The organism is Pseudomonas sp. H3_D04 (assembly GCF_054669175.1).
The window spans coordinates 4732706-4752072 of sequence record NZ_CP162801.1 but is presented as its reverse complement, the minus strand read 5'-3'; the positions used below and the strand labels follow the sequence as shown (position 1 = coordinate 4752072).

Genomic DNA, 19367 nt, shown 5'->3' with positions numbered 1-19367 from the left:
GTGCTGTTAATATCTGTGTCTTTTACAGCTTCAGGATCGATTGATGAAAGTTGCCATCATTTCCGGCTCGGTGTACGGCACGGCAGAAGAAGTTGCCCGCCACGCCGCCTCTCTTTTAAACGGCGCGGGTTTCGAAACCTGGCACAACCCGCGCGCGACACTGGCCGATGTCCAGGCCTTCGGCCCGGAAGCATTTCTGGCGGTGACGTCGACCACCGGCATGGGTGAATTGCCGGATAACCTGCAACCCCTGTATTCGATGATCCGTGACCAATTACCTGCTGCCTGGCGCGGTTTGCCGGGGGTGGTGATCGGCTTGGGCGATGCAAGTTACGGCGATACGTTCTGCGGCGGCGGCGAGCAGATGCGTGAGTTGTTCGCCGAACTGGGCCTGCGTGAAGTGCTGCCGATGTTGCGCCTGGACGCCAGCGAAAGTGTGACTCCGGAAACCGATGCCGAGCCTTGGCTGGCGGAACTGATTAGCGCGCTAAAGGACTGACCGGTCGTTCGCGCAGCAGGGCAAGCCAGGCTTGTGCAGCCTTCGACAAGTACGCCCCCTGACGCCAGATAAAGGCAATGTCCCAGCGTAACGAATCCGGGGCATTCAAGGCCAGGCGCACCACGCCTGGCCGCACCAGCCCACGCGCCACCACGCTGGGCAGCAGCACCACGCCTTGGCCGGCGGCCACCAGTGCGGCAAGAAAATCCGCCTGGCCGCTGCGCCCACCTTCCTTGGGTGTGAACCCCAGCTGATGACAAGCCTGCAGCAACCGGTCGTTGAGCACGAAGCTGCGCTGATACAGCAGAAACGGCGTATCGGCCAATTCCTCCAGTCCGATCACCGTCTTGGTCGCCAGCGGATGATCGGCGGGCAGCAGCGCATCCAGCGGCTCATCGCAGAAAGGCTGAAAGGCGAACTGCGGATCCTTCGGCAACAGACTGCCGCCGAGTTCGAGCTCACCACTCAACACCGCCTGTTCGATGTTCAGGCTACCGCCCTCCAGTAACTGAATGCTGATGTTCGGGTAGCGCCGCCGGTACTCGGCAAACAGCCCGGCGAACAGCGCGTCACTGCCCAGCAGCGGCAGCCCCAGGCGCAATTCCCCGCGAGCCAGTTGGCTCAAATCGTCCAGCTCGCTGAGCAACTCGTTGCGCAGCCGCAGCATGCCTTCGGCCCGTTGCAGCACCACGCTGCCGGCGGCGGTCAGGCGCAGTTGCGAACCCAGGCGTTCGAGCAACGGTGTGCCCAGGCTTTGTTCCAGCTGGGCGACTTGCTTGCTCACCGCCGATTGGCTGATGTGCAGAGTTTTGGCGGCTTGGGTGAACCCCCCTTGGTGCATCACTTCGACGAAGCTGCGTAACTGCTTGAATTCCATGCGCCTGATTCCAGATTGGAATAGGGAAGAGTCTAACAATTCGTTTCGGGGATAGCAGCCCGCTCCGTAAAATGAGCATCTGTGAGGACCGAAACCATGAATTCATCCATCTTCAAACGCCTGGCTCGATTGACCGCTGAACTGGCCGTGCTGCTCGGCATCTACCTGCTCGGCTGCGAAATTGCCGCGGGGTTGGCTTGGCCGATCCCGGGTGGCGTCATCGGCATGGCGCTGTTGCTGCTGGCTTTCGCGTTTGGCGGGATCAAACCGGCGGCGTTGCAAATGGGGGCCGGTCTGTTGATGGCCGAGATGCTGCTGTTTTTTATCCCGGCGCTGATGAGCCTGCTCGATTACGGCAGCCTGATGCGCGACGACGGTTGGCGGATTCTGCTGGTGATCGGCGTGAGTACGCTGATGGTGATGCTGGTCACCGCGTTTACCGTGGAAGGGGTGGTGCGGTTGCGGAGGTCCCATGAAGCTTGAGCTGATGCCGATGTTCTGGCTGGCCTTCACGCTGTCGGCCTATTTATTCAGTCGCTGGATCTACCGGCGCACCGGGCGTTATCTGCTGTCGCCGCTGATTCTGGTTCCGGCGCTGCTGCTGGCCCTCGCTGTGCCGCTGCATACCGCGTACTCGGAGTATTCGAGCAACACCCATTGGCTGATGTGGGTGCTGGGGCCGGTGACCGTCGCGTTCGCCGTGCCGATCTGGCAACAGCGGCAGATGCTGATGCGGTATTGGTCGGCGTTGTTGCTCGGAATGCTGGCGGGCAGTGCGGCGTCCATCGGCACCTCGTTCGGTCTGGCCAAGGCGCTGGCGCTGGACAGTTCGGTGACAATGTCGCTGGTGCCACGCTCCATCACCACGCCGTTTGCCATGCCGCTGGCTCACGACCTCGGTGGCGTGCCGGAACTGACGGCGGTGTTCGTGATGTTCACCGGCGTGTTCGGGGCGATGCTCGGCGGCATTCTGCTGAAGTGGCTGCCGTTGCGCAGCGCCCTTGCGCGCGGTGCGTTGTTTGGCGTCGGCGCGCACGGTGCCGGTGTCAGTCGGGCTCATGAAGTGGGCGGTGAGGAAGGCTCGGTCGCGGGGCTGGTCATGGTGCTGACAGGGCTTTTGAACCTGTTTGCCGCCCCCTTGTTGGCGGCGGTCCTTTGACATGGATCCAGTCTTTTTCCTGAACTGACTCGTTAGGCCACCAAGCTGGCTGCCAATGCAACTACGCGAAATCCGGGGGCGACTAGACTGCGGTAACGACAGTAAAACTATAAGAACAGGAGGTCCTTGCCGTGAAAGTTGCTCCCGTCCAATCCCCCCAGAGTGTCAAAGACCAGGTCAGTGCCGCCGAGTGGCAGACCCGCGTCGACCTGGCGGCCTGTTATCGTCTGGTGGCCTCCCATGGTTGGGACGATCTGATCTTTACGCATATCTCGGCCAAGGTGCCGGGCACCGAAGATTTCCTGATCAACCCGTTCGGGCTGATGTTTCACGAGATCACTGCGTCGAGCCTGGTCAAGGTCGATCAGGCCGGCAACAAGCTGATGGACAGCCCTTACGAAATCAACCCGGCGGGTTACACCATTCACAGCGCCGTGCATGAAGTGCGTCACGATGTGGTGTGCGTGTTGCACACTCACACCGCTGCGGGTGTGGCGGTGTCGGCACAGAAGCAGGGCATTCTGCCGATCAGTCAGCAGTCATTGTTTGTGCTGTCCAGCCTTGCGTATCACGCCTACGAAGGCGTTGCCCTGAACCATGAAGAGAAGGCGCGCCTGCAAGCCGACCTGGGTGAAAACAATTTCCTGATGCTGCACAACCACGGCCTGCTGACCTGTGGCAGCACCATCGCCGACACGTTCCTGATGATGTTCACCTTTCAGCGCGCCTGCGATATCCAGGTGCTGGCGCAGAATGGTGGCGCCGAGCTGATTGCTATCGAGCCGCAGATTCTGGCGGGCGCCAAGGCGATGATTGCCGGCGTGACCAAAAGTGCTCAAGGGATGGGCGGCGCGTTGGCCTGGCCGGCGTTACTGCGCAAACTCGATCAACTAGACCCGGGTTATAAATTCTAATGGCACTTGCCGAGATCCCCCTGTGTGTCTGGCGAAAGCGCGGCCAGACGTTCGTATTCCGTGGCCAGACCATCCATTACTGGACGGCGGGGCAGGGTGAGCCGTTGCTGCTCATCCATGGTTTCCCGACCGCCAGTTGGGACTGGCATTACTTGTGGCAACCGCTGGCGCAGCGCTATCGGGTAATTGCCTGCGACATGCTCGGCTTCGGCGACTCGGCCAAACCGGTCAATCACGAATACAGCCTGTTGGAGCAGGCCGATCTGCAACAGGCGTTGCTCGCGCACCTGAATGTGGAACAGCCGGTGCATGTCTTGGCCCACGATTATGGCGACAGCGTGGCTCAGGAGCTGTTGGCCCGGCATTACGAGACGCGCGTCGATATCGCCAGTTGTGTTTTCCTCAACGGCGGCCTGTTTCCTGAAACCCATCGCCCGGTGTTGATGCAAAAACTGTTGCTCAGCCCCTTGGGCTGGATGATCGGGAGAGCTTTTACCCGCGACGGACTGGTGAAAAGTTTCCGGCAGATATTTGGTCCGCACACTCGACCCACCGAAAGCGAGATGGACGATTTCTGGGGCCTGATCGACAGCAATCACGGCCCGCGAATCATGCATAAGCTCATCGCTTATATTCCTGAGCGGCGTGTTCAGCGCGAGCGTTGGGTCAGCGCCATGCAGCGTGGCGAGGTTCCGCTGCGGGTCATCGATGGTGAAGTCGATCCGATTTCCGGTGCGCACATGGTCAAGCGCTATCGGGAACTGGTCCCCAACCCGGACACGGTGCTGCTGCCTGATATTGGCCATTACCCGCAGACTGAAGCGCCGGCGCAGGTGCTCAAGCATTATCAGGCGTTTCGGGATCGGCTGATTTCTCCGCCGCGCAGGGCGGCCTGTTCCTGACTATCCCCCAGCCTTATCAAGCACTATTCAGCTTTACCTGTGTTTATTGTGACCAGCAGCCTGGTGCCTGACACTCGGACGTATTGTCCTTGGTCTGCTGGAGTTCCCCCATGAATGAGTCTGTGCGCTTCGAAGATAAAGTTGTGATCGTCACGGGGGCCGGCGGTGGCCTGGGCCGGGCTCACGCGCTGCTGTTCGCCAAACAGGGCGCCAAAGTGCTGGTCAATGATCTCGGCGGCTCGGCGCAAGGGGAAGGCGCCAACGCCTCGGCAGCCGACCGCGTAGTGGCGGAAATTCGTGAGGCGGGTGGCATCGCCGAAGCCAACCACGACTCCGTTACCGATGGCGACAAAATCGTACAGCATGCCCTCGACGCCTTCGGCCGCATTGATGTCGTGGTCAATAACGCCGGGATCCTGCGCGACAAGACCTTCCACAAAATGGACGATGCCGACTGGGACCTGGTTTACCGCGTCCACGTCGAAGGCGCCTACAAAGTCACCCGCGCCGCCTGGCCGCACATGCGCGAGCAGAACTATGGCCGGGTGATCTTCACCGCATCGACCTCGGGCATCTACGGCAATTTCGGCCAGTCCAACTACGGCATGGCCAAGCTTGGCCTCTACGGCCTGACCCGCACACTCGCCATCGAAGGTCGCAAGAACAACGTCCTGGTCAATGCCATCGCACCGACGGGTGGCACCCGCATGACCGAAGGCCTGATTCCGCCGCAAGTGTTCGAGCAACTCAAGCCGGAACTGGTGAGCCCGTTGGTGGTGTACCTGGCCAGTGAAAACTGCCAGGAAACGTCCGGGTTGTTTGAAGTCGGTGGCGGCTGGATGGGCAAGGTGCGCTGGGAACGCAGCCTGGGCGCCGGGTTTGATCCGCGGGTGGGCTTCTCGCCGGAGGATGTGGCGGCGCAGTGGGAGCAGATTTGTGATTTCGAAGGGGCGGCGCATCCGAAGGACAATATTGAGGCGCTGAAGGAGATGATGGGGAATTTGCAGAGGTATTCGATTTAAGAGTGTAAGGGGAGCAAGCATGAATGCTTGCTCCCTTATGTTTATTCTTCGGGTTTGAAGCCTGGTTTGCCATTTATGTTTCGCCAAGATTTAACTTTCGCAACGATAGCTTCGGGTGTTGATTCTTCGTCTGAATCTGCGTAGTAAATCAAGTCGGATCCGTCGGGGTGCTCTGTTAGTTCTTCAAACAAAAGTACTGCATCAATCTGTTCCTTCTCTGTCGGGTATTCTGATTGGCAGATTCTGGAAACGAACTTAAGGAATTCTGTTTCGGTGTAGTCGGAGAGGTCAAAGAGGCTCATGTCATTTATCTCCTTTGTGTATTTCTGAGTGTCGTTTCGGGGTGACGATTCGGATGTTGTCCATGTCAAATATCTCGCCATCTTTTGAAATTTGGTTCACATGGTGTAGCTCAAGTTTTACTTGGCCACCTAATCTGTCAGCTTTACGAGAAAAAGGGGCTCGGCCGTTACTCATTTCTTGAACATTGTTGGCTGTGAATTGTGTCGCCAACTCCAAATCGTCTGAAACCGCTCTCCAGAGCGCTTCCCTGAACGCTCTGAAATTCGAAAACTCCCGTCCCCGAAGTTTATCCGCAATCTGCTTGGGAATCGGTGCACCTCCCGACCGTGACCTCGTCCCTAGCCAGATTCCTGAAACGAACTCTCCATTCCCGCTGGCAATACCAGGATCCTGCCGTCGATCCCTGAGCAGGGTGAAGATCGGTGGAAGGCCTGAGTCGATCGGAAAGACGGTGATGAATCCGCCAAACCCGTAGCGATCCAGCTCTGGAAATGGATTCACTCGTCCGGTGTTGGGAGTGACAGTAGCGCCTTCATAGATAGGCAGATCTGTTTCGGTCAGCGGAAGATCAGTCGAGGGGTTTATGGGTTCCACCAACGGTGTCCAGGTGATGACTGGACCGTTGGCGACAGTGCTGCCCGATACGTAAACATTCTTGCCAGCATCAAAGTGGGCCAGATTCACCGGCACACTGGCGGGAACTGTCACGCCGTCTGTGGTGACAACGACGATCTCAACCCTATGACCTATTGACTTCGAACCGAGGGTAACCGGCAGGTCGATTGTTCCCCCGGCGACTGCTTGTTCGTACAGATGGGCAGTTGGAACTGGCGAAAGTTCTGACAGCGGAACACTGACAGAAAACAGATCACCGTTACCTAGCCGTGATGGAGCGAAAAGGGCGGCGAATCCTACGAGAACTGGAGCGGCTGCTGTCGCAAGAGTTGCGGTGACAGCGGATACGGCTGTGCGAAGCGCGGTCTTTAACGCCAGAGAGGTCGCAGGGCTATTGCCGATAGTTCCGGTCGTGCCGGTAAACGCTGGGCCGAATGCTGCGGTCGAACCGACATTGGCAAACGTAGGGCTTTGCCACCTGGCCTCCGTTTCCTCTGACCCCGAGAGGCGGGCTTGCTCAAGTTTTCGTCGAGTCTCATCCTCTGCCGTCAGACGACCCTGTTGCCGCTCGCGCTCTTGCGCTTGCCTTTCCTTCAACTGCTGAACTATCAGATTCACCCGTTGAACGTGGCGTTGAGCCACGGCAGTAGCTGAATCAATGACTTTGAGGCGAGTCTCCAGACGCTGTCTTTCCGTCTCTAGCTGCCATTGTATCTGCTCGATTTGCTGTTCCATTTCAGCTTGGAGACGAGCCTGTTCGGCTGCGAAATGCTGAGCAGCTGCTTTCGCATTAGCCTCAGCCTCGGCCAGGGCTGTATTCAATTCTGCAATACGTGCCTGTTCTTGAGCCTGAGCCTGAGCTTTCGCTTCAAGACGAGCCTGTTCCGCAGCGACCTGCTGCGCGTTTTCCAATGCTGCAAGTCTCTGTTGTTCTCGAGCCCGGATTGCTGCTTCCTCATTTACGCGTAGCAACTCTGCAGCTGCTCGCTGGGCTTGCTCATTGGCCTGCACAGCACTGAGGAAGTTCTGCACATTGACGTTTTGCTGCCTGAGCAATTCGAGACCTTGAGCCAACAATCTTGCATCGTGGGCCGCCCGAAGAGACTGAAACAACGCCTGCATGGCAGCGCCGTCCGGTGTAGGCCTCTTTTCGATAGTTGTAGCCTTCTTCATGAATTCGTTGATGTGCCTGTTAAATGGATCTCCTCCATAAAAAGAATGGGCAATAGCTGTTTTATTGTGGAACTCGGCTGTTTTTCGAGCAGTGAGTCTGTTTCGTACATCCAGTTCGCGAATTATCGATTGTGCAGGTGGAAGTGGATCAGTTGGACCCTCAAGCCGAGTGGCGGCCAGTTCATTTTCAATGGTTTGCGGCAATTGGCTGGACTTGGTTTGATATTCTTGCTCCAGCGCTTGGGAGGTGGCTTTAATGGTATTGAGATTTTGGTAATAAACAGGTATTCCGTGCCCGTGTGGACCCGTTGTGACAATGTTTGATGTTAGAGGCGCGGGTGTCATGTGGTCCGGAGCAACGCCTATCGTATGGATGGGCGTGCGAATATCAAGAGAACCTGGCCTTGGAGGCTTTTGCATATTCATATCCTTTTGAATGTGCATATGGATGACGTGTTGCCAGTCAGCCATTAAAAAATGGTTGTCGGTTATTGCGTCGTGCCATTAAAAATTACAACAGAAGTAGAAAATCTGGGTCCGAGACTTGCGTCAGACCTTACATATAAAGCAGCGAGAAATTTCGATGAGGCAGGAATAAAGGCAGGATTGTCTTTTGCGTAAAGAGATATTTCTTATGTTGTTATAGGAAATATCTTGTAGGAATGTCGCCCATAAAAAAGGCCGCTGCAAACGCAGCGGCCAAAGCAAGACGTTGGATCAAGGAGCTACAAATCAACGTCAGTGAACACAGGGCGATCAATCGAAAAAGCGTCGATTCATCTGGATTCTGTCGCCAATGGCGTGGACTGAACACACGCCATAGATTCGCGCTTTCTGGCGGTTTGCCGTGAAAGCCCAGCAAGAATAAGCCGTTGAGCTGAAAGGAAAAACAGCGATTCACGACATGCACTGTTGCAGTCTGAGCAATAGTCCGACGCGCCACGTCCCCTGTAGCAGCTGCTGCCATGCATTCTGCTGATAGTCCCCCATCCAGCCCATCCATACCCGGCGCAAACCCCCGTCCCATCCGGCTATTCATCCTTTAGAGGTACACCACGAATACCTCCTTGGTGCGCTTATCGCTCCCAACGTGCGGCAGTAGGGTGGGGCCTTCTGTCACTCACCGGGGAAGACGCATGACAAAAACAACAATGCGCGCCATCTTCACACCGCAAGCGCTGGCCGCTGCGGTTGCCTTGGGCTGCTGTGCCCAGGCGCAGGCTGTTGCGTTCAACATTGGCGAAATCGAGGGTACGTTCGACTCCTCGCTGTCCGTCGGCGCGAGTTGGGGCATGCGCGATGCCGATAGATCTTTGGTGGGCACCGTCAACGGTGGGACCGGTCAGTCTTCGACCGGTGATGACGGCCGGCTGAACTTCAAGAAAGGCGAAACCTTCTCCAAGATCTTCAAGGGCCTGCACGACCTCGAATTGAAATACGGTGACACCGGCGTCTTCGTCCGTGGCAAGTACTGGTACGACTTCGAGCTGAAGGACGAAGACCGCGAGTTCAAGCCGATCAGCGACAGTGGCCGCAAGGAAGGCGCCAAGTCCTCCGGTGCGCAGATTCTCGATGCCTTCGTTTATCACAACTATTCCATCGCCGATCTGCCGGGCACCGTGCGCGCCGGCAAGCAGGTGGTGAGTTGGGGTGAAAGTACCTTCATCGGTAACTCGATCAACAGCATCAACCCGATTGACGTCTCAGCGTTCCGTCGGCCGGGCGCCGAGATCAAGGAAGGGCTGATTCCGGTGAACATGCTGTTCGCCTCCCAGGGCCTGACTGATCAGCTCTCGGTGGAAGGTTTCTATCAACTGGAGTGGGACCAGACCGTCGTCGACAACTGCGGCACCTTCTTCGGCAACGACGTGGTGGCGGATGGTTGCAACAACAATTACACCGTCGGCAGTCCGGCGATTGCACCCTTGGCGCCCTTGGCATCGGCTTTCGGTCAGCCACTCCAGGTGACCCGCGAGGGCGTGGTCGTTCCCCGGGGTGGCGACCGTGATGCGCGGGATTCGGGGCAGTGGGGCACAGCATTGCGCTGGCTCGGTGACGACACCGAGTACGGCCTGTATTTCATGAACTACCACAGCCGCACGCCGACGGTCGGCACCACCACGGCCGGCCTGTCGACACTGGCCAGCCTGCCGGGGATGGTGAGTGTGGCCAACCGTCTGGCGCCGGGCAGCGGTGCGGGACTGGCGCAAAGCGTGATGCTGGGGCGCGGTCAGTACTACCTCGAATACCCGGAAGACATTCGCCTTTACGGCGCAAGCTTCTCCACTACCTTGCCGACCGGCACCGCGTGGAGCGGCGAGATCAGCTATCGGCCGAATGCACCCGTGCAGGTCAGCACCAACGACCTGACCCTGGCCTTGCTCAACCCGATTGCCGGTGGCGCTGCATCACCGATCGCCACCACCCCGGGCGCTGACAATAAAGGCTATCGCCGCAAGGAAATCACGCAGATCCAGAGCACCCTCACGCAATTCTACGATCAAGTGTGGGGTGCCCAGCGCTTGACCCTGGTCGGCGAAGCGGCGGTGGTTCACGTTGGTGGCCTGGAGTCGCGCAGCAACCTGCGTTACGGCCGCGACTCGGTGTACGGCCAGTATGGTTTCGGCGGCGATACCGACGGTTTCGTCACCTCGACCTCCTGGGGCTACCGTGCCCGGGCGATCCTCGATTACGCCAACGTGATCGGCGGGATCAACCTCAAGCCCAACCTGTCCTGGTCCCATGACGTCGCGGGTTATGGCCCCAACGGGCTGTTCAACGAAGGCGCCAAGGCCGTCAGCGTCGGTGTCGATGCCGACTACCGCAACACCTATACCGCGAGCCTGAGTTACACCGATTTCTTCGGTGGTGACTACAACACCCTGGAAGACCGCGATTTCCTGGCACTGAGCTTCGGCGTGAACTTCTGATCTGGCTGAGAAGGATGAATTTGATGCGCAAGATGATTCTGCAATGCGGTGCCCTGGCCTTGAGCTTGCTGGCGGCCAACGTGATGGCGGCGGTGTCGCCGGACGAAGCGAACAAACTCGGTACCTCCCTCACGCCGCTCGGCGCCGAGAAGGCCGGTAACGCCGACGGTTCGATCCCGGCATGGACCGGTGGCATCCCGAAAAACGCCGGTGCGGTGGACAGCAAAGGCTTCCTGGCTGACCCGTTCGCCAGCGAAAAACCATTGTTCGTGATCACCCCGGCCAACGTCGACAAGTACAAGGACAAACTCTCGGAAGGCCAGGTGGCGATGTTCAAGCGCTACCCGGAAACGTACAAGATCCCGGTCTACCCGAGTCACCGCACCGTGGCCGTGCCACCGGAAATCTACGAGTCGGCCAAGCGCAGCGCGCTGAACGTGAACAGCATCAACGACGGTAACGGCCTGGCCAACTTCACTGGCAACCGCTACTACGCGTTCCCGATTCCGAAGAACGGCGTGGAAGTGTTGTGGAACCACATCACCCGTTATCACGGCGGTAACCTGCGACGCATCATTACCCAGGTGACGCCGCAGACCAACGGTAGCTACACGCCGATCCGCTTTGAGGAAGAGATCGCCGTTCCGCAATTGATGAAGGACCTGGACCCGGAAAAAGCCGCCAACGTGCTGACCTTTTTCAAGCAGTCGGTAACGGCGCCGGCGCGTCTGGCGGGGAACGTGCTGCTGGTGCACGAAACCCTCGATCAGGTGAAAGAACCGCGCCTGGCATGGATCTACAACGCCGGCCAACGTCGCGTGCGCCGCGCCCCGCAAGTCGCCTACGACGGGCCGGGCACTGCCGCTGACGGCCTGCGCACATCCGACAACTTCGACATGTTCTCCGGCGCGCCGGATCGCTATGACTGGAAACTGGTCGGCAAGAAGGAAATGTACATCCCCTACAACAGCTACAAACTCGACTCGCCAAGTCTCAAGTACGACGACATCATCAAGGCCGGCCACATCAACCAGGACCTGACCCGCTATGAGCTGCACCGGGTCTGGGAAGTGATCGGCACGGTCAAGCCGAACGAGCGGCACATTTACGCCAAACGCCACATGTACATCGACGAAGACAGCTGGCAAGTGGCGCTGGTGGATCACTACGACGGTCGCGGTCAACTGTGGCGAGTGGCCGAGGGTCACGCCCAGTATTACTACGATCACCAGACCCAGGCGTACACACTGGAAGCGCTCTACGACATCATTGCCGGTCGATACATTGCGCTGGGGATGAAGAACGAAGAGAAGCACAGCTTTGAATTCGGCTTCGAAGCCAAGGCGGCGGACTACACGCCATCGGCGTTGCGTGCCGAGGGCGTCCGGTAAGGGCGTTGATACATTCGCAGTGCAGAAGGCGACCGGTGGGTCGCCTTTTTTATGGCTGCCAATCAGCGTTCTGAATACTTCTCAACAAGCGGGTTGGAGAGGGCTAGGGTTGCCGGACAATTATAAATAGGCACGCCGCAATGACCGCCATGACCCCGTGTCTTGACCGTTCTGGATTCCTGCCCCGTCTGTCCTCTCATCACCTGTCGCGTGATCGATTGACCGGTCCCTTGCTAGCGTCCACGTCCCGGGTGAAATTACTCTGCGCGCCCGCCGGCAGTGGCAAGACTGCGCTGCTCGCCGACTGCCTTTTACAGGCGCCGCCGCCATGCCGGGTGTGCTGGTTGCCGTTATCTGGCATAGCGATGAGCACGGTGGATTTTCGTCAGCGAGTGGCAGAAGCGCTGGGGCTGGCTTCGGCAGAAGAGCCGGCGATGCTCGGTGCGCTGGCTCGATTGCAGGTGCCGACCTGGCTGTTTCTCGATGACTATTGCCGCGTTCCGAACCCGGAACTCGATCAACTGCTGGATCGCATGCTGGCCGTCAGCAGCCCGGCGCTGACCTGGTGGCTGGGTGCCCGCCGTCGCCCGCAATGCAACTGGCCGCGGTTGCTGCTCGATGATGAATTGTACGAATGCGAGCGCGCCACGCTGGCCTTCAATCAAACGGAGATTGCCTCGCTGTTGCGCCACCTGACACCGGCCGATGCCAGCACCGCTGCCAGCAAGATTATCCAGCGCAGTGGCGGCTGGTGCGCCGGTGTACGCATTGCGCTGCTGCAAAAATGCGACTGGTCGCGCAACGACCCGCATCACAGCCGACCTGACACATTGCTCGATTACCTCGAGCACGAACTGTTTTCCGGCCTGACCCCGGAGTTGACGGAAGCCTGGCGGGTACTCGCGCATTTGCCACGCTTCAACGCTCGGCTGTGCGATCACCTGTTTGGCGCAGGGGAGGGCGCGCAATGCCTGAAGACGTTGCAGGATCTGGGGTGCTTTATCGAGCCCTGGCAGGACTCCGCTGACTGGCTGCAGATCTTCTCCCCACTCACGCAATTGATGCGCGATGAACAATGGCCGGCCGGACGTTCCTGGCATCGCCGTGCCTGTCAGTGGTTTGCCGCCGAGCAGGACTGGAAAGCTGCGTTCGAACAGGCCTTGCTGGCCGAAGAGTTCGAGGTCGCGGTCAGCCTGTTGCAGCATTTCAGTTTCGAGCATTTATTCGAGGAGCAGACCGTCGTGCTGTTGTTGCGGTTGTACGAGCAACAAGGTGACGCGCTGATGTACGGTTCGCCGCAACTGGTCGGGTTGATCACGGCGGCGTCGTTGTTTGCCGGGCGGTTTGAGCAAGCCGCCGATTGCATCGAGCAGTTGTCACGATTCATCCCGCAGCCCTCGGCGATTCTGCAGCGGCAACTGATCGCACGGTGGCAGGCGCAGCAGGGTTGGCTGCTGCATCTTCAAGGGCGGATGGACAGTTCAAGCGCGCATTTTCTCGATGCGCTGAACGTGCTCGGTCCTGACCTCTGGCCTGTGCGCTTGATGTGCCTGTCGGGTTTGACGCAACAGGCCCTGCTCAGGGGCGAGCTCGAAGTGGCACAAGCCATCAATCGCGATGCGTTGTGCCTGGCGCGTGCGCAAGGCTCGCTGGTTTTCGAAGGGCTGCTGGAACTTGATCATGCGCAATTGCTGGAGCAACGTGGTGCTCCTCAGCGAGCCGACCATTTGCTCGCCAACGTTCAGAACATGCTCACTCAACAGCAGCGGCTTGCCGAACCCCTGCTGGGGCGAATTGCCTTGCACCGTGGGCGCTTGAGTTTGTGCCAGGGCTTGGATACGCAGGCTGTTGCGTGTTTCGAAGCGGGGCTGTCTATCTGTATGCGCAACCACGACAAACGGGTGCTTTACGGTTTCCTCGGTTTGGCGCAGGTGGCGGCCAATCAGCGCGACTATGCCCAAGCATTTGTCTATCTGCGCGAGGCCGAGCGCTTGATGCAGCAACGGCAGATTCCCGACACCGTTTACCGCGGTGTGCTATTGCAGATCAGCAGTCAATTATGGCTACAGCAGGGGCGCCCGGAACTGGCCCATGAGGCGCTCAGTCGAGTACTGCGCCACTATCGTGGCCCGCATGCACGGCAGGCGCCTCCCGCGACCCTGATGTTGATCGCACGGATCGATTATCTGTTGGTGTTGGCAAAGGTCGACCTGCACCAGGCCAAAAACCCGCTGAGCCATTTCGCCGAGGCACTCGAACAATCGCAGCTCGCAGGCATGCTGGCGCTGGAGGTCGAATTGCTGTTCGGCGCAGCCGAAGTCGCGTGGCAGAACGGTGACAGCGTCGGTGCCCGAGATTGGTTGCGCAAAGGGTTGAATCTTTCTGAGCACCATGGGCTTCGCCAAGCGCTTGTTGAGTTGCAATTGCGAAAGCCTGATCTTCTGCCAGTACTGGATGATGGTTGGGATCGTTCGGAAAAAAATCTGCAGGTGAGTGAAGTCAATCCGCTCAGTCAGCGTGAAGTGGAGGTGCTCAAGCTGATTGCTCTGGGCAATTCGAATCAACAAATAGCCGAGCAGTTGTTTATCTCCTTGCATACGGTGAAAACACATGCACGGAGAATTCACGGGAAGTTGGGCGTGGAACGCCGGACTCAGGCGGTTGCGAAAGCCAAGAGTGTCGGTTTATTGGATTGAAGAGCGCAAAACTTTTTATTGAGGGGGGCGCCCACAGAGTGCGAATAGTCGGTTCTGTTTTACGTTGTTTTCAGGTTGGGAAAAATTGCACTGGGAGATGTTTCATCTTATATGTAAGGTCTGGTGTTTTAATGATTGATTGAAGGGTGGAGTGAGGCGGTTGTCACAGTGTAAAACTCAGCGGTGGCTGAGTGCGTCGCTTTGTTGTGAGGGGTACGGTTTCATCTATTTCGTTTTTTCTTTATGTGTCGCTTCTGTGTTTAAGTTGCTTGTACAAATGTTGAAAGATTTTTTGAGTTTTTAATAATAAGGCGATCTGTTTTAGTTTGGTCTCAAGTTAATCGGCAGCAACGTGCCGTTTTTTATGATCAAACTAACGAGATTTCTAATGCAAGACGAGCAAGCAACAAATGCAATGCTGGAACAAGTACGTGAAGCACGTAACAATTTACTCGAAGCACTCAGGAAAATTCCTTCGTTCAAGGCCGTTCTTCAGGTTGTCCTGACGACCGAATTTCAGAAGATGGATTCAGAGGGCTCTATAGCACGCCGTTTTGTAAATCTTCGTTCGGGTGCAAGTCCAACATCTGCGGAACCCACCGGCAACCTGCTAGATGTGTTTTTTGAGTGCTTAAAGCGCGGCAGGCCACCCCAATACACTGCTGATATATATGGGATGTATGAGCTGGATAAGATCGGCACAGAAACCTTCAGGCTGAAATATCTGGATGTGGCAAACGTTGGAAAAATGATCGCCGAACTGATGCAAAACCTGCCTGAGAAATGCAGTTCCGTATTAGGTGAATATTGGCGCGTATCCTCTCTGGTTGATAGTAAAAATCGTCCTTTACCGTCGCCTAAACAGGAGTTGCGCACTCTTCAGGCGCGACTTTTCTGGCGCGAACTGGACCTGGCGGCTAGCGAGAATCTGGTGTCCAAAGGCGACGTCGCGACCATCAATGGTTTAATCGGTTCGGGGCTGCCAAGTACCTGCTATGCCGTCTCGGTTGAAAAACAACAGGGGGTTTTTTCGACGCTGGCATCCACCTTTGTGATTTCTCTTTCTGGCGCTGTTGCAAATGAACTGAATCCAGCAGTCAGTCAAGAGGTTGTTCTTTATTCACCATTCGGTGGATTGGAAAAATTCGGCACCGTAAGTGACCTTCATAAAACGTTGCAACAGCGGTTATCCGATGCGTCAAACCGCACCGAACTTTTGCAGGGGCTGCCGGAGGACGAGCGAGCTCTGGTATCGAGTGTTCCAGCGATTCGCTACGCGAGAATCCTTGAAGATCTGTTTGAGCATTGCAATAACGGCGTGCTGGCGAGGCAAAGTCGTGATGTCATCTATCAAGTACGAAAATTAGTGACCGTCGGCGCGCATACCGAGGCGGCGTGGGTACCGCTGGATTCTGTTCTGTCCATGGATACATTTGTACGCTCTGAAAATGCGCGAAATGTGCTCTTGATCAAGGCGATGCTGGAGAACGCTCGGCCCGAGTGGTTTAAGAAGGCCTATGTCACCAATCAGCAGCTATATGTCGGTCTGGAGAAGAACTTGCTTGAAAGCCAGATTCAGCTTCATGAGTTGACCAAGGACGTGGTGACTCTTGCAGCTTATGCCCGACAGGCCGTGGAGGCGTTTATCTCGCCGGGAACCGACGAGCGAATCGATCCTGACACGGTGTTCGTGAATATTCAGCACTCGGTCAGGATGGCGAATGGCAAACGGGTAGAACACATTGAGCGAAAAACACTGACCCAAGCGTTCATGTATGGGGCACATGATCAGGCAGGGCGCTACACGATTACGCTGGAGAAAAACTATGACCTCGCCAGACTGACGCCTGAAAACATAATGCGAGCCATTGAAACGCTGGATCTGCGTCTGGCGTACAGCCCCGCACGGCAGCGAGTGTATGGCCAGCAGAACGTCAAGGAAGCGATGCGGGAAGTGTTGGGTCGAAAGACGGCTTTGACCCTGTTCGGCGCCATCTTGCAAAAACACGTCACCTCGACTGCGCAGGATATTGTTCAGCGTTACAACTTTGGTGATCCCTCTATTGAAGCGTCTGGGATTGCGTTAAGCGCTTTCTATAACTTTAAGCCCTTGAAGGATCTCATTGTCTACCGGAGGAAAGGAGGAGACTCGAATCTCAAAACGTACGTGCTCTATGCACCGGGCTCCCCGATGAATAAAGACTGGTACGAATTCTCCGATCTGGACAGTCTGCAACGGTATATAGGGTTGTGGGCCCTTGAAGAAGAGGGACGCACCTACCTTCGAACCCAAGTGCATGTGAGTGATCGGCATAACCTGGAACATGAAGTGTTCGGCAAGGAATGGCCGCGTGGTGAACCGAGGGAGAGGATTCAGGGCAGAGCATGGTGGGACCAGGTCAATCTTGTTGCCTGGGTTGAAAGTGAAATGTTAAAGGGCAGTATTCAAAGTGTCCTTGACTGGGAAGACGCGGAAGAAAAGGCCGTCACGCCCCATTGGTACCGAAACGCCCCTACGTCTGATCGCCGGCTGTTCAATCGATTGACCACGGACTTCAAGGCCATCTATAACGCGTCAAAAGACATATTTCATATTGAGGGCTTTCAAAAGTTTTCTCGTGAATTGGTCATGAACCGTTTGAATGAGTATCTGGGCCGGGCGGGCGATCGCCGAATCGATCCTGATCGAGTCATGGTGAAGTTTCATAAAGGCGCAATGACGCTGACACAGTTATTTATCAATTGGCATCTGTGGCGCAGCGATACGAATGTGTTCGAGAAAATCTTGCTGCCTGGATCGAATACGCTTAGAGACAGTATCCGGGTGTCTGAGTTCTGGTGGAAGGACACGGGCGAGCCAATGACTGAGCTGAATTCCAGTACGCTCAATCAGCTAATCGACTTGATGCCAGGCAAGCATTACAGCCATTATCTGAAATCAAACTTTCTATGGACGCCGGATATTGATCTGCGGGCAAACCTGTATCGGGAGCTCAAGAAAAACGAGATGTTCAGGGCGGCACTGACGCAAAAGCTCAATGGCACGTTGCCGTCGGCGCATTATGATTGGCTGATCGAGTCAATCAAGGGGCTGGATCGAGACACAAGGACGCCAGACGGTGTTTCACCCGGCAGTGAACCTGGCGAAGGGGTTTATGAATTCTGGCTTGAAGGTGCCCGCATAGCGGGGGGGTACGTTTTTGGTGAGGGGCATGTGAAGTTTGCCTATATCCCGAATTCGCCTGGCAAGTCCTTTATCTGGGTCGGTGATTTATCCAAGGCTATCCAGAACGATCGACTTTTGGGCGAGCATCTTCGGAGTCTGGCCGGTTTACGTGGACTGGACAGGGTCGGCGCCTACATCAGCAAGTCCGGAGATCCGCAAGGTTCGCTGCCAGTACCGGGGTTGGGCGGAACCCATCCGGTCTACAACTTCAAGGCCGAGTACGAAAGTCTGATTAATCGAGCACTTGATGATCTGGATGTCCTGACCACCACGCCAGTCGAAGCGTTTTGGCAGGAGACCAAGATTCTTCTCGAAGTGGCATTGGATGTGATCTCGATCTTTGTCCCGCCGGTGGGATTCGCCGTCAGTGTGTTGAAGATCAGTCATTCGATCGTGCAAGGCATCATTGCATCCAGCCATGGGGATTCTGCAGGCGCCAATGCGCATTTTGCTGCCGCATGGCGTGGGGCAATCCTCATGTACCTGGGTAAGGTCGCTTCGGTAGGATCGGCGGCCTCTGCACTTGGTCTGCTGTCCACAATCAGGGATCTGACCGACGTGCTCTCGGCCGTCACGGGCGTTCCGGTTGGAATCAGTTATGTCACTGCGGTGGCTGTGCCGCACTGGACCCCCGAGAGTTCGACCCGCGTGATCGGTTGATGGTCGGGACCCACATCAAGGCGTTATCCAGAGCATAAATGATCGGAGCTGATCAGTTCCGATCTTCAGACATCGGCGGTGTCTCATACCCCATCCGCCAACTCACGGCCCGCGTCGCCGCCAGCAATCGCTGCGCCGCCGGGCCGTTTTCGTCAGCGTGAAACAGTGAGGTCGGGCCGACAATGGTCAAGACCGCCGCAACGTTCCCCACCGCGTTGAATACCGGTGCCGACAAGGCGTCCACCCCCGGCATCAATAACCCATGCACATGATGCAGGCCGCGTTCGCGGATCTGTTCGCACAAATCCGCATACGCCTGATCATTCGCCAAGGCGTGGTCGGCAGTGTCTTTCAGTTCCTGGTCGCGCAAGTCCACGGTTTCGCGCTTGGGTAGAAACGCGCCAAACACCAGGCCGGTGGACGAGCTGAGCAACGGCAGCACCGAACCCAATTGCGTCACCACCGTCACCGCACGCACCGCCGGTTCGATGTGCACCACGGTCGCGCCTTGATTGCCCCATACCGCCAGAAAGCAGGTTTCGTTCAGTTCATCGCGCAACTCGGCCAAGGGCAGGGCGGCGACTTTCAGCACGTCCATACTGTTGAGGGCGGCGAGGCCGACGCGCAAGGCTTCACGGCCCAGGCCGTAGTGGTTGGTTGCTGCGTTTTGTTCGGCAAAACCGCTGGCGATCAACGCCTGCAAATAACGATGGACCTTGCTCGCTGGCATCTGCACGTGTTCGGCCAGGCGCGACAACGAGGTCGAAGGCGACAACTCGGCCAGGGCCTTGAGGATGTCGGTACCGACCTCGGCCGAGCGGACTTTCTGCTTATCGTTGTTGCGCGGCGTTTCCATGGAGGCGATGTGATCCCGGGACGAATGGGCGTCTTTATAGCTTGACGGTCAATACCAATCAAATTACGTTATGCGTAATCTAATTACGATAAAAATAACCCTGGCGTGCCGAGACCTCTGCAGCAGAGCGACAGGCCATTGCCT

At 57.0% G+C, this 19367-nt stretch carries 14 protein-coding genes; 10 read left to right on the top strand and 4 right to left on the bottom strand.

All coding sequences use genetic code 11. The annotated features are described in order from the left end of the window. Positions 1-43 precede the first annotated feature (43 nt). Positions 44-499, top strand: coding sequence for a flavodoxin (locus AB4N91_RS22015; protein WP_460111779.1), 456 nt, complete (start codon positions 44-46; stop codon positions 497-499). On the opposite strand, the gene AB4N91_RS22010 is transcribed toward AB4N91_RS22015, so the two are convergent. After that, positions 480-1376 carry a LysR family transcriptional regulator gene (locus AB4N91_RS22010; protein ID WP_460111778.1) on the bottom strand — a complete coding sequence of 299 codons (897 nt, stop codon included), beginning with the start codon at positions 1374-1376 and terminating at the stop codon, positions 480-482. The two genes, AB4N91_RS22015 and AB4N91_RS22010, sit on opposite strands and share 20 nt — an antisense overlap. A 96-nt stretch (positions 1377-1472) precedes the next feature. On the opposite strand from AB4N91_RS22010, the gene AB4N91_RS22005 reads away from it, so the two are divergent. The 5 genes from AB4N91_RS22005 (at position 1473) to AB4N91_RS21985 (ending at position 5373) form a co-directional block, all read left to right on the top strand. Then, a complete protein-coding gene (locus AB4N91_RS22005; protein ID WP_460111777.1) occupies positions 1473-1859 on the top strand; it encodes a CidA/LrgA family protein in 387 nt (128 codons plus the stop codon). After that, entirely contained in the window at positions 1849-2535 is a 687-nt protein-coding gene (locus tag AB4N91_RS22000) for an LrgB family protein (protein ID WP_010463218.1), read from the top strand. Before AB4N91_RS22005 ends, AB4N91_RS22000 begins: the two co-directional genes overlap by 11 nt. A gap of 131 nt (positions 2536-2666) precedes the next feature. Beyond that, positions 2667-3449, top strand: a complete 783-nt coding sequence (locus AB4N91_RS21995) for a class II aldolase/adducin family protein (RefSeq protein WP_010463216.1) — start codon at positions 2667-2669, stop codon at positions 3447-3449. Then, entirely contained in the window at positions 3449-4351 is a 903-nt protein-coding gene (locus AB4N91_RS21990) for an alpha/beta fold hydrolase (RefSeq protein WP_010463214.1), read from the top strand. The genes AB4N91_RS21995 and AB4N91_RS21990 overlap by 1 nt, the downstream gene beginning before the upstream one ends. Before the next feature lie 110 nt (positions 4352-4461). After that, complete coding sequence (locus AB4N91_RS21985; RefSeq protein WP_460111776.1) at positions 4462-5373, top strand: SDR family oxidoreductase; 912 nt, start codon at positions 4462-4464, stop codon at positions 5371-5373. A 41-nt stretch (positions 5374-5414) separates the two neighbouring features. On the opposite strand, the gene AB4N91_RS21980 is transcribed toward AB4N91_RS21985, so the two are convergent. Together AB4N91_RS21980 and AB4N91_RS21975 are read right to left on the bottom strand one after the other, a co-directional pair. After that, on the bottom strand, positions 5415-5675 hold the full coding sequence (locus tag AB4N91_RS21980; protein WP_010463210.1) for a bacteriocin immunity protein: 261 nt from the start codon (positions 5673-5675) through the stop codon (positions 5415-5417). A gap of 1 nt (position 5676) precedes the next feature. Next, complete coding sequence (locus AB4N91_RS21975) at positions 5677-7884, bottom strand: S-type pyocin domain-containing protein (RefSeq protein ID WP_460111775.1); 2208 nt, start codon at positions 7882-7884, stop codon at positions 5677-5679. Positions 7885-8600: 716 nt separating this feature from the next. On the opposite strand from AB4N91_RS21975, the gene AB4N91_RS21970 reads away from it, so the two are divergent. The 4 genes from AB4N91_RS21970 to AB4N91_RS21955 all read left to right on the top strand — a co-directional run bounded on the left by AB4N91_RS21970 (position 8601) and on the right by AB4N91_RS21955 (position 18367). Further along, positions 8601-10394: a DUF1302 domain-containing protein gene (locus tag AB4N91_RS21970; protein ID WP_042932362.1), complete on the top strand. Its 1794-nt coding sequence runs from the start codon at positions 8601-8603 to the stop codon at positions 10392-10394. 23 nt (positions 10395-10417) lie between these two features. Then, a complete protein-coding gene (locus tag AB4N91_RS21965; RefSeq protein WP_102594599.1) occupies positions 10418-11785 on the top strand; it encodes a DUF1329 domain-containing protein in 1368 nt (455 codons plus the stop codon). Positions 11786-11925: 140 nt separating this feature from the next. After that, the gene (locus tag AB4N91_RS21960; RefSeq protein ID WP_200667756.1) at positions 11926-14481 is read left to right on the top strand and encodes a LuxR C-terminal-related transcriptional regulator; all 2556 of its coding nucleotides are present in this window, start codon (positions 11926-11928) and stop codon (positions 14479-14481) included. 388 nt (positions 14482-14869) lie between these two features. Continuing rightward, positions 14870-18367, top strand: a complete 3498-nt coding sequence (locus AB4N91_RS21955) for a dermonecrotic toxin domain-containing protein (protein ID WP_460111774.1) — start codon at positions 14870-14872, stop codon at positions 18365-18367. A gap of 52 nt (positions 18368-18419) precedes the next feature. Here the strand turns inward: AB4N91_RS21955 and AB4N91_RS21950 are convergent, their stop codons facing one another. Beyond that, positions 18420-19223, bottom strand: a complete 804-nt coding sequence (locus AB4N91_RS21950; protein WP_460111773.1) for an IclR family transcriptional regulator — start codon at positions 19221-19223, stop codon at positions 18420-18422. Positions 19224-19367: the final 144 nt, after the last annotated feature.

Excerpts from the sequence above, each read along its gene's own strand:
- AB4N91_RS21985 (WP_460111776.1), top strand. The coding sequence starts at position 4,462 with ATGAATGAGTCTGTGCGCTTCGAAGATAAAGTTGTGATCGTCACGGGG.
- AB4N91_RS22015 (WP_460111779.1), top strand. The coding sequence starts at position 44 with ATGAAAGTTGCCATCATTTCCGGCTCGGTGTACGGCACGGCAGAAGAA.
- AB4N91_RS21975 (WP_460111775.1), bottom strand. The coding sequence starts at position 7,884 with ATGCAAAAGCCTCCAAGGCCAGGTTCTCTTGATATTCGCACGCCCATC.
- AB4N91_RS21960 (WP_200667756.1), top strand. The coding sequence starts at position 11,926 with ATGACCGCCATGACCCCGTGTCTTGACCGTTCTGGATTCCTGCCCCGT.
- AB4N91_RS22010 (WP_460111778.1), bottom strand. The coding sequence starts at position 1,376 with ATGGAATTCAAGCAGTTACGCAGCTTCGTCGAAGTGATGCACCAAGGG.
- AB4N91_RS21965 (WP_102594599.1), top strand. The coding sequence starts at position 10,418 with ATGCGCAAGATGATTCTGCAATGCGGTGCCCTGGCCTTGAGCTTGCTG.
- AB4N91_RS21980 (WP_010463210.1), bottom strand. The coding sequence starts at position 5,675 with ATGAGCCTCTTTGACCTCTCCGACTACACCGAAACAGAATTCCTTAAG.
- AB4N91_RS21970 (WP_042932362.1), top strand. The coding sequence starts at position 8,601 with ATGACAAAAACAACAATGCGCGCCATCTTCACACCGCAAGCGCTGGCC.
- AB4N91_RS22005 (WP_460111777.1), top strand. The coding sequence starts at position 1,473 with ATGAATTCATCCATCTTCAAACGCCTGGCTCGATTGACCGCTGAACTG.
- AB4N91_RS21990 (WP_010463214.1), top strand. The coding sequence starts at position 3,449 with ATGGCACTTGCCGAGATCCCCCTGTGTGTCTGGCGAAAGCGCGGCCAG.
- AB4N91_RS21955 (WP_460111774.1), top strand. The coding sequence starts at position 14,870 with ATGCAAGACGAGCAAGCAACAAATGCAATGCTGGAACAAGTACGTGAA.
- AB4N91_RS21950 (WP_460111773.1), bottom strand. The coding sequence starts at position 19,223 with ATGGAAACGCCGCGCAACAACGATAAGCAGAAAGTCCGCTCGGCCGAG.
- AB4N91_RS22000 (WP_010463218.1), top strand. The coding sequence starts at position 1,849 with ATGAAGCTTGAGCTGATGCCGATGTTCTGGCTGGCCTTCACGCTGTCG.